The following is a 21,080-nucleotide window of genomic DNA, read 5'->3' on the forward strand; positions in this document are numbered from 1 at the left end:
TGCCCTTTTTTGTACCCGCTATTTGAGGAGTTTCTGAAACTCCTCCACCGGCAACGGCCGACTGTGCAAATACCCCTGATAAAAATGGCACCCCAGCCCCTGTAAAAACTCCAGCTGCTCCGGCGTTTCCACCCCTTCGGCGATCACTTTCAGTTCCAGGCTGCGGGCCATGGCGACGATGGCGCGGATGATTTCGGCGTCGTTGGGGTCGGTGGTGGCATCGCGGATGAACGACTGGTCGATTTTCAGCGTGTCGACCGGCAGGCGCTTGAGGTAGGTCAGCGAGGAGTAGCCGGTGCCGAAGTCGTCCATCGCAAAGCTCACGCCGAGCTTTTTCAGGCGACGCATTTTGTTGATGGTGTCTTCCAGATTCTGGATGACGATGCCTTCGGTGATTTCCAGTTTCAGCAGCGAGCAGGGCAGGCCGTGGCTACTGAGGCTGTGTTCGATGCGTTCGACGAAATCGTTTTGACGAAATTGCCTCGGGCTTATGTTGACGCAGAGACTGAAGCTGAGCGGGTTCACCAGGCCCTTGGCAACCAGTTTTTTGAAGGCCCCACAGGCTTCGTCGATGATCCAGGTGCCCACTTCCAGAATCAGCCCGCTGTCCTCCAGCACCTTGATGAACTCGGTGGGCGATTGCGGGCCGAGTTCCGGGTGGTTCCAGCGCACCAGTGCTTCGGCGCCGACAATGCGGTTGCCCCGGGCGTCGACCTGGGGTTGGTAATGCACATGAAACTCGCCGCGGGAAAGGGCCAGGCGCAGATCGGTTTCCATGCGTAGGCGTTCGCTGGCGGCCTTCTGCATGGTGTTGTGATACATCTGCGTGGTGTTGCGGCCCGAGTCCTTGGCGCGGTAAAGCGCAATGTCGGCGCGTTTGAGCAGGTCGGTCGGGGTCGAGCCGTGGTCGGGAATAAGCGCGATGCCGATGCTCGGCGTCACTTGCAGGCGCTGGCCGTCGAGGAACATCGGCTCCGACAACAGTTCACGCAACGTGTCCGCCAACTCTCGAACCTGGGCGCTGACTTCGTTACGCGAGCCCTCAAGGCCGCTGAGCAATACCACAAATTCATCGCCACCCAGGCGCGCGACGGTGTCTTCCATGCGCACGCTGGCTTCAAGGCGCGCCGTGATGATTTTCAGCACCGTGTCTCCCACCGGGTGACCGAGGGAATCGTTGATGTGCTTGAAGTGATCGAGGTCCAGGAACAGCAGCGCACCGCGCAGGTTGTGGCGCTTGAGCAGGGCGATCTGCTGGCTCAGGCGATCCATCAACAGCGCGCGGTTCGGCAGGTTGGTCAGCGGGTCGTGGTAGGCCAGATGACGGATCTGCGCTTCGGCATTTTTCAGCAGACTAACGTCCCGGGCGGTCAGCAGCAGGCACGCGGTCTCGTTGAGGGTAATCGGCTCCACGGAGACTTCGACGGTCAGCAGTTCGCCGCGCTTATTGCGGCCGAGCATCTCCTGATGGTGCACCCGGCCCTTGAGTTGCAACTCGGCCAGCAGCGCCGAGCGTTGTTTTTCTTCAGCCCAGATGCCGACCTGATACACCGTGCGGCCCACCACTTCGTCGGCGCGGTAGCCGGTCAGGCGGCAGAAACCATCGTTGACCTCCAGGTAGCGCCCGGTGTCACGCTCGGTGATGGTGATCGCATCGGGGCTTGAGTGGAACGCCTTGGCAAATTTCTCTTCGCTGGCCTTGAGTGCCGCTTCGGAGCGTTGCTGCTGGGTAATGTCGCGCAGGGTCGTGACGATGCACGGCTCGTCGCCGACACTGATCTGCCGGCTGGAAATCACGCAGGTCAGAGACTGCCCGTCTTTGTGCTGGGCGACGATCGCGACATTGCTCAGCCCCTGTTCGCGGATGACCTGTTCGATCCGTTGCTGGCTTTTCGCCGACGCGTCCCACAGGCCGATTTCGTCGGCGCTGCGGTCAATGACTTCGGCGGCGGTCCAACCAAAGGTCTGGGTAAAGCTGGAGTTGATCTCGATGAACTGGCCAGTGTCCTGGCGCGTGACGCAAATCGGGTCAGGACTGACCTGAAACAGCGTGGCGAATTTCTCCTCGGAGGCCACCAGCCGTTGTTCGCGCTCCACTTGATCGGTGATGTCCAGCAAGGTGCCGGCCATGCGCAGCGGCGTGCCGTTTTCATCTCGGTAGAGGCGGGCACGGCTTTCCAGGTAGCGTGAACTGCCGTCCGGTAGCTGCACGCGATAGGTCAGCTGATAATTGCCGGCGGGCCCTTCGCGCAGGCTGCGGTAAGCGTCACGCATGCTGCCGCGCTCTTCGTCGGGCACACCTTCGAAAAACGCGTCGAAGGACTCATGGAAGGGTTTGGCTTCCAGTCCGTGCAACTGCGCGGCCCGCGCCGAGCCGTAAAGCATGCCGCTGGGAATGTGCCAGTCCCAGGTGCCGAGTTGCGCCGAATCCAGTGCCAGGTCGAGGCGTTCCTGGCTGTCTTTCAGCGCGTGTTCAGCGGCTTTGCGTTCCGTGGTGTCGAGGAAAGTGCTCAGCAGGTACGGCTGGCCTTCGAGTTCGACCTTTTGTGCGCTGAGGATGCCGTCGTGGATCTGGCCATTGCTGGCGCGAAACTGCACCTCCATGCTGGTCAGTTCGCCCTTGGCCTTGGTCGCCTTGACCAGCACGTCCCGTTGTTCCGGGTGCACCCAGAGGCCCAGTTCGACGGTGGTTCGGCCAATCGCGTCCTGCACCGGCCAGCCGAACAGGCTTTCGAAATACTGATTGGCTTCGGTAATCAGGCCATCTTCCTGGCGGGTCAGGAGCACCATGTTCGGGCACAAGTGAAACAGCGTGGCAAAGCGCTTTTCCGAGCTGCTCAGCGCCTGTTCGCGCTGGCGCTGATGGGTGATTTCGCGAATGACCCCAATCATCCGTGGCCGGCCGTCTTTATCCGGCAGCAGGCTGCCGTTGATCTCCAGCCAGTGCAGGCTGCCGTCGGGCCAGCGGATGCGGTGGTGCATCGCCTGTTCGAGCGGGGCGCCGGCGATCACCGCGTCGAAGGCGCGAATGGTTTTCGCCCGATCCTCTGGCGGCAGCAAGTCGAGGTATTCCAGATCCGCCGGCAGCGGTTGCCGGGGATCGAAGCCGAACAACGCCTGAGTACCCCGCGACCAACTGATCTGCCCGCGCTCAATGTCCCAATACCAGGCGCCCAGACGCGCGCCGTTAAGGGCTGCCAGCAACTGCGGCGCGCTTTCCCAGCTCTGCTCGGACCGTTTCGGGTCAAGCGCCTGTATACGTGGCATCGGCGGAATACGGTCAACAGATTTCGGCATTGGCAAGCCTTGGCTGAGTGAGGTGTCAGGTTCAGTGACTCGAGGCTCTATAGAAGTAGCACAGCTTAGCCGAGAGTCCCTGGCAGATCGATTTGCGCATCCAGCAAGGCCATGAAGGCCCGTGCCGCATTCGACAGCGTCCGTTCGGTGTGCAGGATATAGCCTAGCTGGCGAGTCAGTTGTATGCCCGGCAAGGGTATTCGCGCAACTTGATCATCGAGCATCGTTCGCGGCAAAACGCTCCAGGCCAGGCCGATCGAGACCATCATCTTGATGGTTTCCAGATAATTCGTGCTCATGGCGATGTTCGGCGTCAGTCCCTGAGCCTCGAACAGGCGCTGAACGATGTGATGAGTGAACGTGTTGCCGCCGGGAAACACCGCCGGATGCAGGGCAATGTCCGCCAGGTTGACCGGGCCGTTGCTGATCAGCGAATGCTCCGGGGCGACCACGAAATCCAGGGGGTCGTCCCACACCGGCGTGGCTTTGACCAAGGTATGAGGTTCCGGGGCGAGGGTGATCACCGCCAGTTCCGCGCGGCCATGGAGGATTTCTTCGTAGGCCACTTCCGAATCGAGAAACTGAATATCCAGCGCAACTTGTGGGTAGCGTCGGGTGAACTCCCTTAATAAGGGCGGTAAACGGTGCAGGCCAATGTGGTGACTGGTGGCCAGGGTCAGGCGCCCAGTCACTTCGCCGGTCAGGTTGGTCAAGGCGCGGCGGGTGTCATCCAGCACATTGAGAATCTGATAGGCCCGTGGCAACAGGGCGCGACCGGCTTCGGTCAGGCCAACTTCACGACCCAGGCGATCAAAAAGCCGAACCTTCAATTGCTGCTCCAGCCCGGCGATGCGCTTGCTGATCGCCGGTTGCGTCAGGTGCAGGCGTTCTCCCGCGCCGGAGAAGCTTCCGGTCTCTGCAATGGCGATGAAAGCATTGAGGTTGGCGAGGTCCATTGCGGTATTCCAGTTGGTTATCCAAAGCATGAAAAATATGAATTTGAGTTATTTAATGTAACCCCCTAGGATCGACCTCACAAGCCAAAGGGTTATGCAAACGGCCCGGGGCATAGAAACAAGCTGATGAGGAAACCGTCTGATGGCCGGCAAAACGCTCTACGACAAGCTCTGGGATTCGCACTTGGTCAAACAGCGCGACGATGGCTCCGCGCTGATTTACATCGATCGTCACATCATTCACGAAGTGACGTCGCCGCAAGCCTTTGAAGGCCTGCGTCTGGCCGGGCGCAAGCCTTGGCGCATCGATGCCAACATCGCGACCCCGGACCACAACGTACCGACCACCCCGGAACGCAAGGGCGGCATCGAAGCCATTGCCGACCAGGTCTCGCGTTTGCAGGTCCAGACCCTCGACGACAACTGTGACGAATACGGCATTGTCGAATTCAAGATGAACGACGTTCGCCAAGGCATCGTCCACGTCATCGGCCCGGAGCAGGGCGCGACCTTGCCGGGTATGACTGTGGTCTGCGGCGATTCCCACACTTCGACACACGGCGCGTTCGGCGCTTTGGCTCACGGTATCGGTACGTCCGAGGTCGAGCACGTCCTCGCTACTCAGTGCCTGGTCGCCAAAAAAATGAAGAATATGCGGGTGTCGGTCGAAGGCAAATTGCCGTTCGGCGTGACCGCCAAGGACATCGTCCTGGCCGTGATCGGCAAGATCGGCACTGCTGGCGGTAACGGCCATGCCATCGAGTTCGCCGGTAGCGCGATTCGTGATCTGTCGGTCGAAGGCCGCATGACCATTTGCAACATGTCCATTGAGGCTGGCGCTCGCGTAGGCCTGGTGGCCGCTGACGAAAAAACCGTGGCCTACGTGAAGGGCCGTCCGTTCGCTCCGAAAGGCGCGGAATGGGACTTGGCCGTCGAAGCCTGGAAAGATCTGGTGACTGATGAAGACGCTACGTTCGACACCGTCGTCGAACTCGACGCCACCCAGATCAAGCCGCAAGTCAGCTGGGGCACTTCGCCCGAGATGGTGTTGGCCGTGGATCAGAACGTGCCGGACCCTGCGAAGGAAATGGACCTGGTCAAGCGTGGTTCCATCGAACGCGCCTTGAAATATATGGGTTTGACCGCCAATCAGGCGATCACCGATATCCAGCTGGACCGCGTATTCATCGGTTCCTGCACCAACTCGCGGATCGAAGATTTGCGTGCTGCGGCAGTAATCGCCAAAGGCCGCAAAGTCGCTTCGACCATCAAGCAGGCCATCGTGGTGCCGGGCTCGGGTCTGGTGAAGGCCCAGGCTGAATCGGAAGGCCTGGACAAGATTTTCCTCGACGCCGGTTTCGAATGGCGTGAGCCGGGTTGCTCGATGTGCCTGGCGATGAACCCGGACCGTTTGGAGTCGGGCGAGCATTGCGCCTCGACCTCCAACCGCAACTTCGAAGGCCGTCAGGGCGCCGGTGGTCGTACCCACCTCGTGAGCCCGGCCATGGCCGCCGCCGCTGCGGTGAACGGTCGTTTCGTCGACGTCCGTGAATTGATCTAAAGGAGCGCAGCATGAAAGCTTTTACCCAGCACACTGGTCTTGTCGCGCCTCTGGATCGTGCCAACGTCGACACCGACCAGATCATCCCGAAGCAGTTCTTGAAGTCGATCAAACGCACGGGTTTCGGCCCGAACCTGTTCGATGAGTGGCGCTACCTCGATGTCGGGCAGCCGTATCAGGACAACTCCAAGCGCCCGTTGAACAAGGACTTCGTCCTCAACGCCGAGCGTTATCAAGGCGCCAGCGTATTGCTGGCCCGAGAAAACTTCGGTTGCGGTTCCAGCCGTGAACACGCGCCGTGGGCGCTGGAAGAATACGGTTTCCGTAGCATCATCGCGCCGAGCTACGCCGATATCTTCTTCAACAACAGCTTCAAGAATGGCTTGCTGCCGATCATCTTGAGCGACGCTGAAGTGGATGAGCTGTTTCAGCAGGTGGAAGCGACCCCGGGTTATCAGTTGCAGGTTGATCTGCAAGCCCAGACCGTGACCCGTCCGGATGGCAAGGTGTTGAGCTTTGAAATCGACGCCTTCCGTAAGCATTGCCTGCTCAACGGCTTGGACGATATCGGCCTGACGTTGATGGACCATGAGGCGATTGCGACGTTTGAAGCCAAGCATCGGGCGAGCCAGCCGTGGTTGTTTCGCGATGCGTAAGTTTGCGTAAGGCGTGATGACGCCTTCGCGGGCAAGCCTCGCTCCTACGGTTGAAATGCGACCCCCTGTAGGAGCGAGGCTTGCCCGCGAAGAGGCCCGCCCATACACCCCAAGACTCACCCCAAAAAGGAAGTCCCCATGACCCGCACCGCCCAGCACAGCCAGGTCGTCCAAAAGCAATTCGGTGAACAGGCCTCGGCCTATCTGAGCAGCGCCGTACACGCTCAAGGCACCGAATTCGCGCTGCTACAGGCCGAACTGGCCGGGCAGGGCGATGCACGGGTGCTGGACCTGGGTTGCGGCGCCGGTCACGTCAGTTTTCACGTGGCGTCGCTGGTCAAGGAAGTGGTGGCCTACGACCTGTCCCAGCAGATGCTCGACGTGGTTAGCGCCGCCGCTGTCGACCGTGGTTTGAGCAATGTGACCACGGTCAACGGTGCCGCCGAGCGCCTGCTGTTTGCCGATGGTGAGTTCGACTTCGTCTTCAGTCGCTACTCGGCGCACCATTGGAGCGACCTCGGCCAGGCCCTGCGCGAAGTTCGCCGGGTACTGAAACCGGGTGGGGTGGCGGCGTTCATTGACGTGTTGTCACCGGGCAGTCCGTTGTTTGACACTTACCTGCAAAGCGTCGAAGTGCTGCGCGACACCAGCCATGTGCGCGATTATTCCGCCAGCGAGTGGTTGCGTCAGGTCAGCGAAGCGGGGTTGCATACCCGCAGCACCACCCGTCAACGTTTGCGGCTGGAGTACAACTCCTGGGTCGAGCGCATGCGCACGCCAGAAGTGATGCGCGCGGCGATCCGCGAGTTGCAGCAATCGATGGGCAATGAAGTGCGCGAATATTTTGAGATTGAGGCCGATGGTTCGTTCAGTACCGATGTGCTGGTGCTGATTGCAGAACGATAGGCTCCGGACGATAGAATTTTTCCGGGTGCGCCCTTGGGCGCACCGACTGATGACATGAGGAAAGCATGAGCAAGCAGATTCTGATTCTCCCAGGTGACGGTATTGGCCCGGAAATCATGGCCGAAGCCGTCAAGGTTCTGGAACTGGCCAACGACAAGTACAGCCTGGGCTTCGAACTGAGCCACGACGTGATCGGCGGCGCCGCCATCGACAAGCACGGCGTGCCATTGGCGGACGAAACCCTCGACCGTGCGCGCGCAGCCGACGCTGTGCTGCTGGGCGCCGTGGGCGGCCCGAAATGGGACACCATCGAGCGTGACATCCGCCCAGAGCGCGGCCTGCTGAAGATTCGTGCGCAACTGGGCCTGTTCGGCAACCTGCGCCCGGCGATCCTCTACCCGCAGCTGGCCGAGGCGTCGAGCCTGAAGCCCGAAATCGTTTCGGGCCTGGACATCCTGATCGTCCGTGAGCTGACCGGCGGCATCTATTTCGGTACACCACGCGGCACCCGCACCCTGGAAAACGGCGAGCGTCAGGCCTACGACACGCTGCCGTACAGCGAGAGCGAAATCCGCCGCATCGCCCGTGTCGGTTTCGACATGGCCATGGTGCGCGGCAAGAAGCTGTGCTCGGTGGACAAGGCCAATGTCCTGGCGTCCAGCCAACTGTGGCGTGAAATCGTCGAGCAAGTGGCCAAGGATTACCCTGAAGTCGAACTGAGCCACATGTACGTCGACAACGCCGCCATGCAGCTGGTGCGTGCACCGAAGCAATTCGACGTGATCGTCACCGACAACCTGTTCGGCGACATTCTGTCTGACCAGGCATCGATGCTCACCGGTTCCATCGGCATGCTGCCGTCGGCATCCCTGGATACCCACAACAAGGGCATGTACGAGCCGTGCCACGGTTCGGCGCCGGACATCGCTGGCAAAGGCATTGCCAACCCGTTGGCGACCATTTTGTCGGTGTCGATGATGCTGCGTTACAGCTTCAACCTGCAGGATGCGGCCGATGCCATCGAGAAAGCCGTCAGTCTGGTATTGGACCAGGGCCTGCGCACGGGCGACATCTGGTCGGCCGGTTGCACTAAAGTCGGTACGCAGGAAATGGGCGATGCAGTAGTCGCCGCGCTGCGGAATCTGTAATCTCTCCGGCCCGCTGCAACTTTCACTCTTGAAAGCAGCGGCCCACTTTTTAAAGAAGGTGTAGTTGCGATGAAACGTGTAGGTCTGATCGGTTGGCGCGGTATGGTCGGTTCCGTGCTCATGCAGCGGATGCTGGAAGAGCAGGATTTCGATCTTATTGAGCCGGTGTTTTTCACCACTTCCAATGTCGGTGGCCAAGGCCCGTCCGTGGGCAAGGACATTGCTCCGCTCAAGGACGCTTACAGCATTGAAGAGCTGAAAACCCTCGACGTGATTCTGACCTGCCAGGGTGGCGACTACACCAGCGAAGTCTTCCCGAAACTGCGCGAAGCCGGCTGGCAGGGTTACTGGATCGACGCCGCTTCCAGCCTGCGCATGCAGGATGACGCGGTGATCGTGCTGGACCCGGTGAACCGCAAGGTCATCGACCAGCAGCTCGACGCGGGCACCAAGAACTACATCGGCGGCAACTGCACCGTCAGCCTGATGCTGATGGGCCTGGGCGGTCTGTTCGAAGCCGGTCTGGTCGAGTGGATGAGCGCCATGACTTATCAGGCGGCCTCCGGTGCCGGCGCGCAGAACATGCGTGAACTGATCAAGCAAATGGGCGCGACCCACGCCGCTGTCGCCGATCAACTGGCCGACCCGGCCAGCGCTATCCTCGACATCGACCGCCGTGTGGCCGAAGCCATGCGCAGCGACGCGTACCCGACCGAAAACTTCGGCGTACCGTTGGCCGGCAGCCTGATCCCGTGGATCGACAAGGAACTGCCGAACGGTCAGAGCCGCGAAGAGTGGAAGGCCCAGGCCGAGACCAACAAGATCCTCGGTCGCTTCAAGAGCCCGATCCCGGTCGATGGCATCTGCGTGCGCATCGGCGCCATGCGCTGCCACAGCCAGGCGCTGACCATCAAGCTGAACAAAGACGTGCCGATTGCCGACATCGAAGGGCTGATCAGCCAGCACAACCCTTGGGTCAAGCTGGTGCCGAATAACCGCGAAGCCAGCATTCAGGAACTGAGCCCGACGAAAGTCACCGGCACCCTGAACGTACCGGTTGGCCGTCTGCGCAAGCTGAACATGGGCACGCAGTACGTCGGCGCGTTCACTGTCGGCGACCAACTGTTGTGGGGCGCGGCCGAGCCGCTGCGTCGCATGCTGCGGATCCTGCTTGAGCGTTGATCGATTGAAGCGATGAAAGAACCCGTGCCTTGAAAGAGGTGCGGGTTTTTTTATGCCCGGTGTGTTGTCAGGAAGGGCCTCTTCGCGGGCAAGCCTTGCTCCTACAGGTATCGCGGTTGTTTCAAAATTTCGCGACCGACACAAAACCCGTAGGCGCGAGGCTTGCCCGCGAAGAGGCCGGCACAGGCGCCCCAAATCCCGGCCGAATTGCCTGCATGCCCACCACCCGGTAAAGTGCCGCTCCCCCCCGTTTCGCCAGAGGTAGAACCATGAGCCAGTCCTTTGATATTGCCGTGATCGGCGCCACCGGTACTGTCGGCGAAACGCTCGTGCAGATTCTCGAAGAACGCGACTTTCCGGTCGGCAACCTGCACCTGTTGGCCAGCAGCGAATCCGCCGGGCATTCGGTGCCGTTTCGCGGCAAGAACGTGCGGGTGCGTGAAGTCGACGAATTCGATTTCAGCAAGGTTCAGCTGGTGTTCTTCGCTGCCGGTCCGGCAGTGACTTTGAGTTTCGCCTCGCGCGCCACCGCCGCCGGGTGCTCGCTGATCGACCTGTCCGGCGCCTTGCCGGCCGATCAGGCGCCCCAAGTGGTGCCGGAAGCCAACGCCGACGTTTTGGCCGGTTTGAAAAAACCATTCCAGGTCAGCAGCCCAAGCCCGTCGGCCACAACGCTGGCCGTGGTATTGGCGCCGTTGCTCGGTTTGCTCGACCTGCAACGCATCAACCTGACCGCCAGCCTGGCCGTCTCCGCTCAGGGCCGAGAAGCCGTGACCGAACTGGCTCGGCAAACCGCCGAGCTGCTCAACGTGCGTCCGCTGGAGCCGACCTTCTTCGATCGGCAGATGGCCTTCAACCTGTTGGCTCAGGTCGGCAAGCCTGATGAGCAGGGTCATACGCTGCTGGAAAAACGCCTGGTGCGTGAGCTGCGTCAGGTCATGGCGCTGCCTTTATTAAAGATTTCGGTCACTTGCATTCAAGCCCCGGTGTTTTTTGGCGATAGCTTTAGCGTGACCTTGCAGTCGGCGAGCGCTGTGGACCTGGCGAAAGTCAACGCGGCGCTGGAAGACGCACCGGGTATCGAACTGGTGGAAGCCGGCGATTACCCGACGGCGGTAGGCGATGCGGTAGGGCAGGACGTGGTCTACGTTGGTCGGGTTCGCGCCGGAATAGACGACCCGTCGGAACTTAATTTGTGGCTGACGTCAGATAACGTGCGTAAAGGCGCCGCGCTCAATGCTGTGCAGGTGGCTGAATTGTTGATAAAAGACCTGCTGTAAAAGATACTTGGCAACAATTTTTTCGAATGAGTCCGGTCGAGCGCTATGCTTGGCCGGATTGCTGATGGTGAGCCACCCTTCGGGGCTTTCCGGGGCATCAATGAAATGATCGCGCGTGACGACCCTTCGTCGCCGCGCGCAATGCCTTACGGCAGCGGCTATCAACACCTTCTCGCTGGCCGAGGAATGTTCAAACAAAGGATGAGGCTATGGTTCAAGTTCGCAAACTGGTGTTAGCAATAGCGGCCGCCTCGGCGCTGTCCTCCGGTATGGCGCATGCCCTCGGGCTCGGGGAATTGACCCTGAAGTCGACGCTGAACCAACCTTTGGTGGCGGAAATCGAGCTGCTCGACGTCAAGGACCTCACCGCCGCAGAAGTGGTCCCGAGCCTGGCTTCGCCCGAAGATTTCGCCAAGGCCGGTGTCGATCGCCAGGCGTTTCTCAACGACCTGACCTTCACGCCCGTGCTCAACGCCAGCGGCAAAAGCATCCTGCGTGTAACGTCCAGCAAACCACTGTCCGAACCCATGGTGAAATTCCTGGTTCAGGTGATGTGGCCCAACGGTCGTCTGCTGCGCGATTACAGCGTGCTGCTCGATCCGTCCAAATTCTCCCCGCAGACCGCTGAAGCGGCTGCGCAGCCTGCACCGACCCAAACGGTCACTGCGCCGGTGACCGGTGCCGCCAAGCCGTCCCAATACACCACCACGCCGCGCGATACCCTGTGGGAAATCGCCGAGAAGGCGCGTAATGGCGGGTCGGTCCAGCAAACCATGCTGGCCATCCAGGCGCTGAACCCGGATGCTTTCATCGACGGCAACATCAACCGGCTGAAAACCGGTCAGGTGCTGCGCATGCCGGATCAGGCGCAGAGCACCAACCTGCCGCAACCCAAGGCAATCGCTGAAGTCGCTGCGCAGAACACCGCATGGCGCCAGGGTCGTCGTTATGTGGCGAAGCCCGGCACCGGGCAGCAGCAACTCGATGCCACCAAGCGTGGCCGCGCTGACGCCGCGCCGTCGCAAGCGGCGAAAGACAACCTGAGCCTGGTCTCTGCCGAAACCGGTAAAGGCGGTAGCAAAGGTGCGGCAGGTGATGCCAAGGCCTTGAACAACAAGCTGGCAGTCACCCAGGAAAGCCTCGACACGACCCGTCGTGACAACGCCGAACTGAAAAGCCGCATGACCGATCTGCAAAGTCAGCTGGATAAGCTGCAACGCCTGATCGAGCTGAAGAATAATCAACTGGCCAAGTTGCAGGCTGAAGGCGCAGCGGGAGCACCGGCTTCGACTCCAGCAGCGACCGCTCCGGCAATCTCTGCTGAACTGGCCGCCAACCCTGCGGCGGCACCGACTGAAGTGGTTCCTGCTCCGGCAGCGCCTGCGCCCGAGGCGGCGGCACCTGAAGCCGCTCCGGCACCCGTGCCTGCCGAGCCGGCAGTCGAGCCGACGCCAGTCGCCGCTGACGATCAGAAATTCAATGAACTGCTGACTAATCCGGTCCTGCTGGGCCTGGTAGGCGGTGGTGCGGTGGTTCTGCTGCTCTTGCTGCTGTTGCTGGCGCGTCGCCGCAAGGCCCAGCAAGAAGCCGAGAAACACCTGCGCATGGCGCGAGCCCTGGAAGAAGAGAAGGAATTCTCCGCTGAGCAGGACCTGCCGGAAAGCAGCTTCGAAGGTTTGGAAGTGCCGCCGCCGAGTGTGAAGCTCGCCACCGCGCCGATACCAACGCCACCCCCTGCGCCTGCCCCAGCCCCAGCTCCAGTTCCGGATGTAATGACGACGCCAATCGCCGCGCCGCTGGTATCGCCAGCTGCCGAGCGCGATGACGACGTACTGACCAAGGCTCAGTCGCACATCACCGCCGGTCGTCTGAACCAGGCGGCTGCGCTGCTCGAAGACGGCATCAAACAAGAGCCACAACGCAGCGACCTGCGCCTGAAGCTGATGGAAGTCTACGGTCAGCAGGGCGATCGCGATGCATTTGTTGCCCAGGAGCGTCAGTTGGTCGCCAACGGTGACAACTTCGCCCAGGTCGAAAAGCTGAAAACCCGCTTCCCTGCAATGGCTGTCGCGGCTGCCGGTGGTCTTGCTGCCGCCGCCATCGCTGCCGAGCTGGACGCGCAGTACGTCAAGGACTTGCTGCTGGACGAGCCGCAAGCACCGGCCGATGACTTGGACAGTGCCTTCGACCTGAGCCTGGATGATCTGGAAAATGCTTCTCCGGCGGTGGTGTCAACAGAACCGGAATCTGTCGCTGACCTTGAAGAATTCCCGCTGGACGACGACCTGAGCTTCGAATCGGTGTTGAAAGAGCAGACCGAAATCAAGGAAAACCTCGACGACCTGTCGGACTTCGACCTGGACATGGATCTGGGGGCAGACCCGTCACCGGCGATGCTCGCGGAAGATGACTTCCTGCTGGATCTCGACGAAGGCGTGAAGGACTTGCCTGTTGAGCCTGTGAAACCTGAAGCTCCGCAGGACGACCTGGAGTTGCCCGCGGATTTCGACTTGTCGCTGGCCGATGAAATGGATGCCACCCCGGCCGAACCTGAGGTCAAGGACGCCTTTGCCGCTGAGCTGGATGACGTCAACGCCGAGCTGGATCGTCTGTCCCAGAGCATGAGTGAGCCGACCTTCACTGCGGAAGACGCTATGGCTTCTGCAGCGGACGAGCCGGACTTCGACTTCCTCTCCGGCACCGACGAAGTCGCCACCAAACTCGATCTGGCCCAGGCCTACATCGACATGGGCGACAACGATGGCGCTCGGGACATCCTCAACGAGGTGGTGTCCGAGGGGAATGCGGGCCAGAAGAGTGAAGCCAAGGAGATGCTTTCGCATCTGGCTTGAGTGATCGGTAGGCAATAAACAGAACGGCAGCCCGGTGAGGCTGCCGTTTTTTTTCTGGGTGTGCGATGGGGCGTCACATTCAGCACCGTATCGACTGTTGCACTGGCGTCCCGTTGCGGCGGCCTTATAATGCCCGCCTTTGCGCACATCAGCAGGCTGTGACTCCTTGGCAAATATAGATAACCCGGCCGCCGAATTGGTGGCCGACGGCTTTTTCCGGATCGCGTTGGGCGTTGAATACAAAGGTTCGCGTTACCGCGGCTGGCAGCGCCAGGCCTCCGGTGTGCTCACCGTGCAGGAAACTCTCGAAAAGGCCTTGTCCAAAGTCGCCGATTCACCGGTGTCGCTGCTCTGCGCCGGGCGCACTGACGCGGGCGTGCATGCCTGCGGCCAAGTGGTGCATTTCGATACGCCGGTCGAGCGTTCGATGAAGGCCTGGGTCATGGGGGCCAACATCAACTTGCCCCACGACGTTAGCGTCAGTTGGGCCAAGGTCATGCCGGCGCATTTTCATGCGCGTTTCAAGGCCATCGCCCGCCGTTATCGCTACGTGATCTACAACGATCAGATCCGCCCGGCGCACCTCAACGAAGAAATCACCTGGAATCACCGTCCGCTCGACGTCGAGCGCATGGCCGAGGCTGCCCAGTATCTGGTCGGCACGCACGATTTCAGCGCTTTCCGCGCCGGTCAGTGCCAGGCCAAGTCGCCGATCAAGGAATTGCATCACCTGCGTGTCACGCGTCACGGCAAGATGATCGTGCTGGATATCCGCGCCAGTGCCTTCCTGCACCACATGGTGCGCAATATCGCCGGTGTCTTGATGACCATCGGTGCCGGCGAGCGCCCGGTGGAATGGATGAAAGAAGTGCTGGAGAGCCGGATCCGTCGTTCTGGAGGGGTGACGGCGCACCCGTTCGGCCTGTACCTGGTGCAGGTCGAGTATCGCGACGAGTTTCAATTGCCCGAGCGTTACATCGGCCCACACTTCCTCACCGGCTTCTCTGAACTTGACGGCTGACGCCCTCGAACGCATTTGTTACCATCCGGGACTTTCTCGGATTTGCCCTGAGGTTTTATCGACATGTCAGCCGTTCGCAGCAAGATTTGTGGGATTACCCGCATAGAAGATGCGTTGGTGGCGGTCGAGGCCGGGGCGGATGCCATCGGGTTTGTGTTTTACGCCAAGAGTCCGCGGGCGGTGACGTTCCAGCAGGCGCGCGACATTATCAAGTTGCTGCCGCCGTTCGTGACCACCGTGGGGTTGTTCGTCAACAGCAGCCGCTGCGAGTTGGGCGAACTGCTCGACGCCGTGCCGCTGGACCTGTTGCAGTTCCATGGCGACGAAACCGCAGCCGATTGTGAAGGCTGGCACCGCCCGTACATCAAGGCGCTGCGGGTCAAGGCCGGCGACGACATCGCGGCAGCCTGCGATGCTTTTCCAAGTGCCAGCGGTATCCTGCTCGATGCCTATGTCGAAGGTGTTCCCGGCGGAACCGGTGAGGCGTTCGACTGGTCTCTGATACCGCAAGGCTTGAGCAAACCGATCATCCTCGCCGGCGGCCTTACGCCGGATAACGTGGCTGAGGCAATCGCCCGGGTTCGGCCTTACGCGGTGGACGTCAGCGGCGGGGTAGAGGCGAGCAAGGGCATCAAGGATCACGCAAAGATTCAGGCATTCATCAAGGCGGTACGTAGTAGCACGTAGTTGATGTGACGGCTGGCAGACTGCCGCCGTCCCAAAATGCACTGCGCTGCACAAAGCAGGCACGGCTGAGGATCGAGGGGTTGTACGCAGGTCACGTTCACTGACCCGGCCATCCACCGATCATCGCCACACACATGAATTTAGCTCAAGGGCATACGCGGGGCTGCGAACCAGAGCGTTCGGGCCGCCGGTACTGGAGAAAGAAAGCATGAGCAACTGGTTAGTAGACAAACTGATCCCTTCGATCATGCGTTCCGAGGTCAAGAAGAGCTCGGTGCCTGAAGGTCTGTGGCACAAATGCCCGTCTTGCGAGGCTGTGCTGTATCGTCCGGAACTGGAAAAGACCCTGGACGTTTGCCCCAAGTGCAACCACCACATGCGTATCGGCGCCCGTGCGCGCATCGACATCTTCCTCGACGCCGATGGCCGTGCCGAACTGGGCGCGGACCTGGAGCCGGTTGACCGTCTGAAATTCCGCGACGGCAAGAAGTACAAGGATCGCCTGACCGCTGCCCAGAAGCAGACCGGCGAAAAAGACGCGCTGATCTCCATGAGCGGTACCCTGCTGGGTATGCCGGTGGTGGTGTCGGCCTTCGAATTCTCCTTCATGGGTGGTTCGATGGGCGCCATCGTGGGTGAGCGTTTTGTCCGCGCCGCCAACTACGCGCTGGAAAACCGTTGCCCGATGATCTGCTTCGCCGCTTCCGGTGGTGCGCGGATGCAGGAAGCCCTGATCTCCCTGATGCAAATGGCCAAGACTTCTGCGGTACTGGCGCGTCTGCGTGAAGAAGGCATTCCGTTCATCTCCGTGCTGACCGATCCGGTCTACGGCGGCGTTTCCGCCAGTCTGGCCATGCTCGGCGACGTGATCGTCGGTGAGCCGAAAGCCCTGATCGGCTTCGCCGGTCCACGCGTGATCGAACAGACCGTGCGTGAAAAGCTGCCGGAAGGCTTCCAGCGCAGCGAGTTCCTGTTGGAACACGGTGCAATCGACATGATTATTCACCGTCAGGAACTGCGTCCGCGCCTGGGTAACCTGCTGGCACAAATGATGGGCCTGCCGACGCCGAAATTCGTTGCCGCACCCATCGAGCCGATCGTGGTTCCACCGGTACCTGCCAACCTATGACCGAACGTACCCTTGGCGAGTGGCTCGCCTACCTTGAGCAGTTGCACCCTTCGGCCATCGACATGGGCCTGGAGCGCTCGCAACAGGTAGCGTCCCGCATGGGACTGGGCAAGCCGGCGCCTCGGGTGATCACGGTCACCGGCACCAACGGCAAGGGATCTACCTGTGCATTCGTGGCTTCGTTGCTGCGGGCGCAGGGCCTGAGCGTTGGTGTCTACAATTCTCCTCACCTGCTGCGTTACAACGAACGGGTGCAGGTCAACGGCGTCGAAGCGACTGATGCCGAGTTGTGCGAAGCCTTTGCTGCGGTCGAGGCGGGCCGTGGCGATACTTCCCTGACGTACTTCGAAATGGGCACCCTGGCGGCGTTCTGGCTGTTTCAACAGGCAGGGCTCGATGCCGTGGTGCTGGAAGTCGGCCTGGGCGGGCGTCTGGACACGGTCAACGTGGTCGATGCCGACATGGCGCTGGTCACCAGTATTGGCGTCGATCACGCCGATTACCTGGGCGATACCCGCGAATCCGTGGCCTTTGAGAAAGCCGGCATCTTCCGCCAGGGCGCGCCTGCGCTCTGTGGTGACCTGAATCCTCCGCAACCTCTGCTGGATAAAGCCCGCGAGCTCAATTGCCCGTTCTTCCTGCGTGGGCGCGATTTTGACCTCGGTGTGACCGATCACCATTGGCAATGGCGTGGTGTGGACGCTCAAGGGCGTGTGGTCGAGCTGCACGATTTGCCGTTGCTCGATCTGCCGATGGAAAACGCCGCACTGGCCTTGCAGGCTTACCTGTTGCTCGGTTTGCCGTGGGTCGATACGCAAGTTGTTAATGCGCTGACAGCAACGCGGGTGGTCGGTCGTCTTGATCGCCGTCAGTTCGACTGGCAGGGCAAACGTCTGAACTTGTTGCTGGATGTGGGTCATAACCCGCATGCGGCCGAGTATCTGGCACGCCGTCTGGCCAGCCGTCCGCCGGTCGGCAAGCGTCTGGCAGTGTTTGGATTGTTGGCGGACAAGGATCTGGATGGTGTTGTCAGTGAGTTGAATGCTAGTGTCCAGCAATGGGCTGTCGCGCCGCTGGATTCACCACGTGCGCGCCCGGTGGCCGATTTGCAGGCGGCGCTGCAGAACCTTGGCGCTGCGGTAACGTCCTATGACAGTGTGGCCGCTGCCCTGGAAGGGCAGTGCGCACTGGCGACGAGCGACGACGAGATTCTGTTGTTCGGATCATTTTATTGTGTCGCCGAGGCCCTTGAATGGCTGGCCCGGCGCTCCACGGAGGAAGCGGCAAATGGCATTGCTGGATAAGGCATACAAACAGCGCATGGTTGGCGCCCTGGTTCTGGTGGCGCTGGCGGTTATTTTCCTGCCGATGCTGTTTTCCCGTCAGGATGAGCAGCGTCAGGTGACGGTCGAAGCGCCGGCTGCGCCGCAAGCACCCTCGGTGCCGCCAGTGCAGGTCGAGCCAGTGGTGGTGCCCGAGCCACAAGCGCTGCCTCAGGAACCTGTGCCGAGTGATGATGAAATCGCTCAGCAAGAAGCCGCGCCGTCCACGCCGATTGCACCGAGTGCGCCAGTGGTGCCTGTGCCTGTTCCTGCTGCCAAGCCGGTCGCTCCCGCACCTGTCGCCAAGCCTGCCACACCGACTACGCCGCCTGCCCAGCCAATTACGGCTGCACCGGGCAAACCGGACACGACTCAAAGCCGCGTCGATGCCAATGGCCTGTCGGTCAGTTGGTCAGTGCAACTGGCCAGCCTGTCGAGCCGTGCAAGTGCCGAAAGCCTGCAGAAAACCCTGCGCAGTGAGGGCTATAACGCCTATATCCGCACAGCCGATGGCAAGAATCGGGTGTTTGTCGGACCGCTGATCGAGCGCGCCGAAGCCGATCGTCTGCGCGACTTGTTGGGCCGCCAGAAGAACCTCAAGGGGTTTGTGGTGCGTTTCCAGCCTGAGCGCAACTAACGAATCAATCGGCGCCGTGTAGCAGCTGCCGAGCCCGCGAGGCTGCGTCCGGCTGCGAAGCGGCCGCAAACCCTGCTTGCACGGTGTGCCGGATAGACCGAATTGTCTGATTTTACGGCCGCTACGCGGCCGGACGCAGGCTTCGCCAGCTGCTACAGGGGCGGGTGCAGCTTCGATAGGCGTAAAACTATCGCCCCGATTTGAAATGCACTGACAATCGCAGCTTACCGATAGCCATGCGCTCTGCTAAAATGCGCCGCCTTATCCGTCTGTAGGCTGCACTGTGCCATTTACCTGGGTTGACTGGGCGATCGTTGCAATCGTCGCCATCTCCGCATTGATCAGTCTGAGCCGCGGCTTCGTCAAAGAAGCATTATCGCTGGTGACCTGGATCATCGCAGGAGTCGTCGCCTGGATGTTCGGTGGTTCATTGTCCGAGTACCTCGCCGGATACATCGAAACGCCATCGGCTCGTGTGATCACGGGCTGTGCCATCATGTTTGTCGCCACCTTAATCGTGGGCGCAATGATCAATTATCTTATCGGCGAGTTGGTTCGCGTCACCGGGTTGTCCGGGACCGATCGATTCCTCGGCATGGCCTTCGGCGCCGCACGTGGCGTGCTGCTGGTGGTCGTGGCGGTCGGGCTGTTGAGCCTGGGGCCGGTACAGCAGGACGGGTGGTGGCAACAGTCACAGCTCGTGCCAAAATTTCTATTGGTCGCAGACTGGTCCAAAAACCTGATCCTCGGGTGGAGCAGTCAGTGGCTTGCCAGCGGTATCAGCGTACCCGCTGAGATACCGTTCAAGGAGCACCTCTTGCCGACGGCCAAAACGCCTCAGTGAGTTGTGTTCAGTTCAGATCCATTAAGTAGGGGTTGCGTCGCATGTGTGGCATCGTCGGTATCGTCGGTAAGTCGAACGTCAATCAGGCGCTGTATGACGCGCTAACCGTCCTCCAGCACCGCGGCCAGGACGCTGCCGGTATCGTGACCAGCCATGATGGCCGGTTATTCCTGCGCAAGGACAATGGCCTGGTGCGTGACGTGTTCCATCAGCGTCACATGCAGCGCCTGGTCGGTCACATGGGCATTGGCCATGTGCGTTACCCGACCGCGGGCAGCTCGACCTCGGCCGAAGCTCAACCGTTTTACGTCAACTCGCCTTACGGCATCACCCTGGCGCACAACGGTAACCTGACCAACGTTGAACAGCTGGCCAAGGAGATTTACGAATCTGACCTGCGCCACGTCAACACCAACTCCGATTCGGAAGTGCTGCTCAACGTGTTCGCGCACGAACTGGCCCAGCGCGGCAAGTTGCAGCCTACCGAAGAAGACGTGTTCGCCGCGGTGACTGACGTGCACAACCGTTGCGTCGGTGGTTATGCGGTCGTGGCGATGGTGACCGGTTACGGCATCGTCGGTTTCCGCGACCCGCACGGCATTCGCCCGATCGTCTTCGGCCAGCGTCACACCGACGAAGGCGTCGAGTACATGATCGCCTCTGAAAGCGTCTCCCTGGACGTGCTCGGTTTCACCCTGATTCGCGACCTGGCACCGGGCGAAGCGGTCTACATCACTGAAGACGGCAAGCTGCACACCCGTCAGTGCGCGACCAACCCGTCCCTGACCCCGTGCATCTTCGAACACGTCTACCTGGCGCGTCCGGACTCGATCATCGACGGCGTGTCGGTTTACAAGGCCCGTCTGCGCATGGGTGAGAAACTCGCCGAGAAGATCCTGCGCGAGCGTCCGGAACACGACATCGACGTGGTCATCCCGATCCCGGACACCAGCCGCACCGCAGCGCTGGAGTTGGCGAACCACTTGGGTGTCAAGTTCCGCGAAGGCTTCGTGAAGAACCGCTACATCGGCCGGACCTTCATCATGCCGGGCCAGGCGGCGCGGAAAAAATCCGTGCGCCAGAAGCTCAACGCCATCGAACTGGAATTCCGCGGCAAGAACGTGATGCTGGTGGACGACTCGATCGTTCGCGGCACCACCTGCAAGCAGATCATCCAGATGGCCCGTGAAGCCGGCGCGAAAAACGTCTACTTCTGCTCTGCAGCCCCGGCCGTTCGCTACCCGAACGTCTACGGCATCGACATGCCGAGCGCTCACGAGCTGATCGCCCACAACCGTTCGACCCAGGACGTTGCTGATCTGATTGGCGCTGACTGGTTGATCTATCAGGACTTGCCTGACTTGATCGAAGCGGTCGGTGGCGGCAAGATCAAGATCGAAAACTTCGATTGCGCGGTGTTTGACGGCAAGTACGTCACCGGCGACGTCGACGAGGCTTACCTGAACAAGATCGAGCAGGCCCGTAACGATGCCTCCAAGGTCAAGACGCAGGCAGTCAGCGCGATCATCGATCTGTATAACAACTGAGTAAGAACCGGCCTGTACTGTAGGAGCGAGGCTTGCCCGCGAAGGCGGTGTCATA

16 protein-coding genes are annotated in these 21,080 nt (G+C 60.8%); 14 read left to right on the plus strand and 2 right to left on the minus strand.

What is annotated here, in order from left to right; genetic code table 11:
* Positions 1 to 18: 18 nt before the first annotated feature.
* Together ACA051_RS11275 and ACA051_RS11280 are read right to left on the minus strand one after the other, a co-directional pair.
* Positions 19 to 3,297 (minus strand): PAS domain S-box protein, encoded by a 3,279-nt coding sequence (locus ACA051_RS11275; protein WP_497374780.1) that lies wholly within the window; start codon positions 3,295 to 3,297, stop codon positions 19 to 21.
* A gap of 65 nt (positions 3,298 to 3,362) precedes the next feature.
* Positions 3,363 to 4,253 carry a LysR family transcriptional regulator gene (locus ACA051_RS11280; RefSeq protein WP_497374782.1) on the minus strand — a complete coding sequence of 297 codons (891 nt, stop codon included), beginning with the start codon at positions 4,251 to 4,253 and terminating at the stop codon, positions 3,363 to 3,365.
* 142 nt (positions 4,254 to 4,395) lie between these two features.
* On the opposite strand from ACA051_RS11280, the gene leuC reads away from it, so the two are divergent.
* From leuC to purF, 14 genes are all read left to right on the plus strand, one after another.
* On the plus strand, positions 4,396 to 5,814 hold the full coding sequence (leuC, locus tag ACA051_RS11285) for a 3-isopropylmalate dehydratase large subunit (RefSeq protein ID WP_010456043.1): 1,419 nt from the start codon (positions 4,396 to 4,398) through the stop codon (positions 5,812 to 5,814).
* An 11-nt stretch (positions 5,815 to 5,825) separates the two neighbouring features.
* The gene (gene leuD / locus ACA051_RS11290; protein ID WP_219095872.1) at positions 5,826 to 6,470 is read left to right on the plus strand and encodes a 3-isopropylmalate dehydratase small subunit; all 645 of its coding nucleotides are present in this window, start codon (positions 5,826 to 5,828) and stop codon (positions 6,468 to 6,470) included.
* 138 nt (positions 6,471 to 6,608) lie between these two features.
* Positions 6,609 to 7,376, plus strand: coding sequence for a class I SAM-dependent methyltransferase (locus ACA051_RS11295; protein ID WP_497374784.1), 768 nt, complete (start codon positions 6,609 to 6,611; stop codon positions 7,374 to 7,376).
* A 65-nt stretch (positions 7,377 to 7,441) separates the two neighbouring features.
* Positions 7,442 to 8,524 carry a 3-isopropylmalate dehydrogenase gene (leuB, locus tag ACA051_RS11300; RefSeq protein ID WP_497374786.1) on the plus strand — a complete coding sequence of 361 codons (1,083 nt, stop codon included), beginning with the start codon at positions 7,442 to 7,444 and terminating at the stop codon, positions 8,522 to 8,524.
* 69 nt (positions 8,525 to 8,593) lie between these two features.
* The gene (gene asd / locus ACA051_RS11305; RefSeq protein WP_054052925.1) at positions 8,594 to 9,706 is read left to right on the plus strand and encodes an aspartate-semialdehyde dehydrogenase; all 1,113 of its coding nucleotides are present in this window, start codon (positions 8,594 to 8,596) and stop codon (positions 9,704 to 9,706) included.
* A gap of 269 nt (positions 9,707 to 9,975) precedes the next feature.
* Positions 9,976 to 10,986, plus strand: coding sequence for an aspartate-semialdehyde dehydrogenase (locus ACA051_RS11310; protein WP_497309792.1), 1,011 nt, complete (start codon positions 9,976 to 9,978; stop codon positions 10,984 to 10,986).
* Between the two features lie 209 nt (positions 10,987 to 11,195).
* Positions 11,196 to 13,838, plus strand: coding sequence for a FimV/HubP family polar landmark protein (locus tag ACA051_RS11315; RefSeq protein WP_497374788.1), 2,643 nt, complete (start codon positions 11,196 to 11,198; stop codon positions 13,836 to 13,838).
* A 166-nt stretch (positions 13,839 to 14,004) separates the two neighbouring features.
* Positions 14,005 to 14,859, plus strand: coding sequence for a tRNA pseudouridine(38-40) synthase TruA (gene truA / locus ACA051_RS11320; RefSeq protein WP_497374790.1), 855 nt, complete (start codon positions 14,005 to 14,007; stop codon positions 14,857 to 14,859).
* A gap of 63 nt (positions 14,860 to 14,922) precedes the next feature.
* Positions 14,923 to 15,546, plus strand: coding sequence for a phosphoribosylanthranilate isomerase (locus ACA051_RS11325; RefSeq protein ID WP_497309795.1), 624 nt, complete (start codon positions 14,923 to 14,925; stop codon positions 15,544 to 15,546).
* 208 nt (positions 15,547 to 15,754) lie between these two features.
* Positions 15,755 to 16,675 (plus strand): acetyl-CoA carboxylase, carboxyltransferase subunit beta, encoded by a 921-nt coding sequence (accD, locus tag ACA051_RS11330; RefSeq protein ID WP_038980081.1) that lies wholly within the window; start codon positions 15,755 to 15,757, stop codon positions 16,673 to 16,675.
* Positions 16,672 to 17,979, plus strand: coding sequence for a bifunctional tetrahydrofolate synthase/dihydrofolate synthase (gene folC / locus ACA051_RS11335; RefSeq protein ID WP_497309798.1), 1,308 nt, complete (start codon positions 16,672 to 16,674; stop codon positions 17,977 to 17,979). The genes accD and folC overlap by 4 nt, the downstream gene beginning before the upstream one ends.
* Entirely contained in the window at positions 17,963 to 18,634 is a 672-nt protein-coding gene (locus tag ACA051_RS11340) for an SPOR domain-containing protein (protein ID WP_497374792.1), read from the plus strand. Before folC ends, ACA051_RS11340 begins: the two co-directional genes overlap by 17 nt.
* Positions 18,635 to 18,917: 283 nt before the next feature.
* Positions 18,918 to 19,478: a CvpA family protein gene (locus tag ACA051_RS11345; protein ID WP_219095883.1), complete on the plus strand. Its 561-nt coding sequence runs from the start codon at positions 18,918 to 18,920 to the stop codon at positions 19,476 to 19,478.
* A gap of 41 nt (positions 19,479 to 19,519) precedes the next feature.
* Positions 19,520 to 21,025 carry an amidophosphoribosyltransferase gene (gene purF / locus ACA051_RS11350; protein WP_123425738.1) on the plus strand — a complete coding sequence of 502 codons (1,506 nt, stop codon included), beginning with the start codon at positions 19,520 to 19,522 and terminating at the stop codon, positions 21,023 to 21,025.
* The last annotated feature ends 55 nt before the right edge of the window (positions 21,026 to 21,080 follow it).

Source organism: Pseudomonas sp. LBUM1669 (assembly GCF_059695705.1).

Excerpts from the sequence above, each read along its gene's own strand:
- ACA051_RS11275 (WP_497374780.1), bottom strand. The coding sequence starts at position 3,297 with ATGCCGAAATCTGTTGACCGTATTCCGCCGATGCCACGTATACAGGCG.
- ACA051_RS11280 (WP_497374782.1), bottom strand. The coding sequence starts at position 4,253 with ATGGACCTCGCCAACCTCAATGCTTTCATCGCCATTGCAGAGACCGGA.
- leuC (WP_010456043.1), top strand. The coding sequence starts at position 4,396 with ATGGCCGGCAAAACGCTCTACGACAAGCTCTGGGATTCGCACTTGGTC.
- leuD (WP_219095872.1), top strand. The coding sequence starts at position 5,826 with ATGAAAGCTTTTACCCAGCACACTGGTCTTGTCGCGCCTCTGGATCGT.
- ACA051_RS11295 (WP_497374784.1), top strand. The coding sequence starts at position 6,609 with ATGACCCGCACCGCCCAGCACAGCCAGGTCGTCCAAAAGCAATTCGGT.
- leuB (WP_497374786.1), top strand. The coding sequence starts at position 7,442 with ATGAGCAAGCAGATTCTGATTCTCCCAGGTGACGGTATTGGCCCGGAA.
- asd (WP_054052925.1), top strand. The coding sequence starts at position 8,594 with ATGAAACGTGTAGGTCTGATCGGTTGGCGCGGTATGGTCGGTTCCGTG.
- ACA051_RS11310 (WP_497309792.1), top strand. The coding sequence starts at position 9,976 with ATGAGCCAGTCCTTTGATATTGCCGTGATCGGCGCCACCGGTACTGTC.
- ACA051_RS11315 (WP_497374788.1), top strand. The coding sequence starts at position 11,196 with ATGGTTCAAGTTCGCAAACTGGTGTTAGCAATAGCGGCCGCCTCGGCG.
- ACA051_RS11325 (WP_497309795.1), top strand. The coding sequence starts at position 14,923 with ATGTCAGCCGTTCGCAGCAAGATTTGTGGGATTACCCGCATAGAAGAT.
- accD (WP_038980081.1), top strand. The coding sequence starts at position 15,755 with ATGAGCAACTGGTTAGTAGACAAACTGATCCCTTCGATCATGCGTTCC.
- folC (WP_497309798.1), top strand. The coding sequence starts at position 16,672 with ATGACCGAACGTACCCTTGGCGAGTGGCTCGCCTACCTTGAGCAGTTG.
- ACA051_RS11340 (WP_497374792.1), top strand. The coding sequence starts at position 17,963 with ATGGCATTGCTGGATAAGGCATACAAACAGCGCATGGTTGGCGCCCTG.
- purF (WP_123425738.1), top strand. The coding sequence starts at position 19,520 with ATGTGTGGCATCGTCGGTATCGTCGGTAAGTCGAACGTCAATCAGGCG.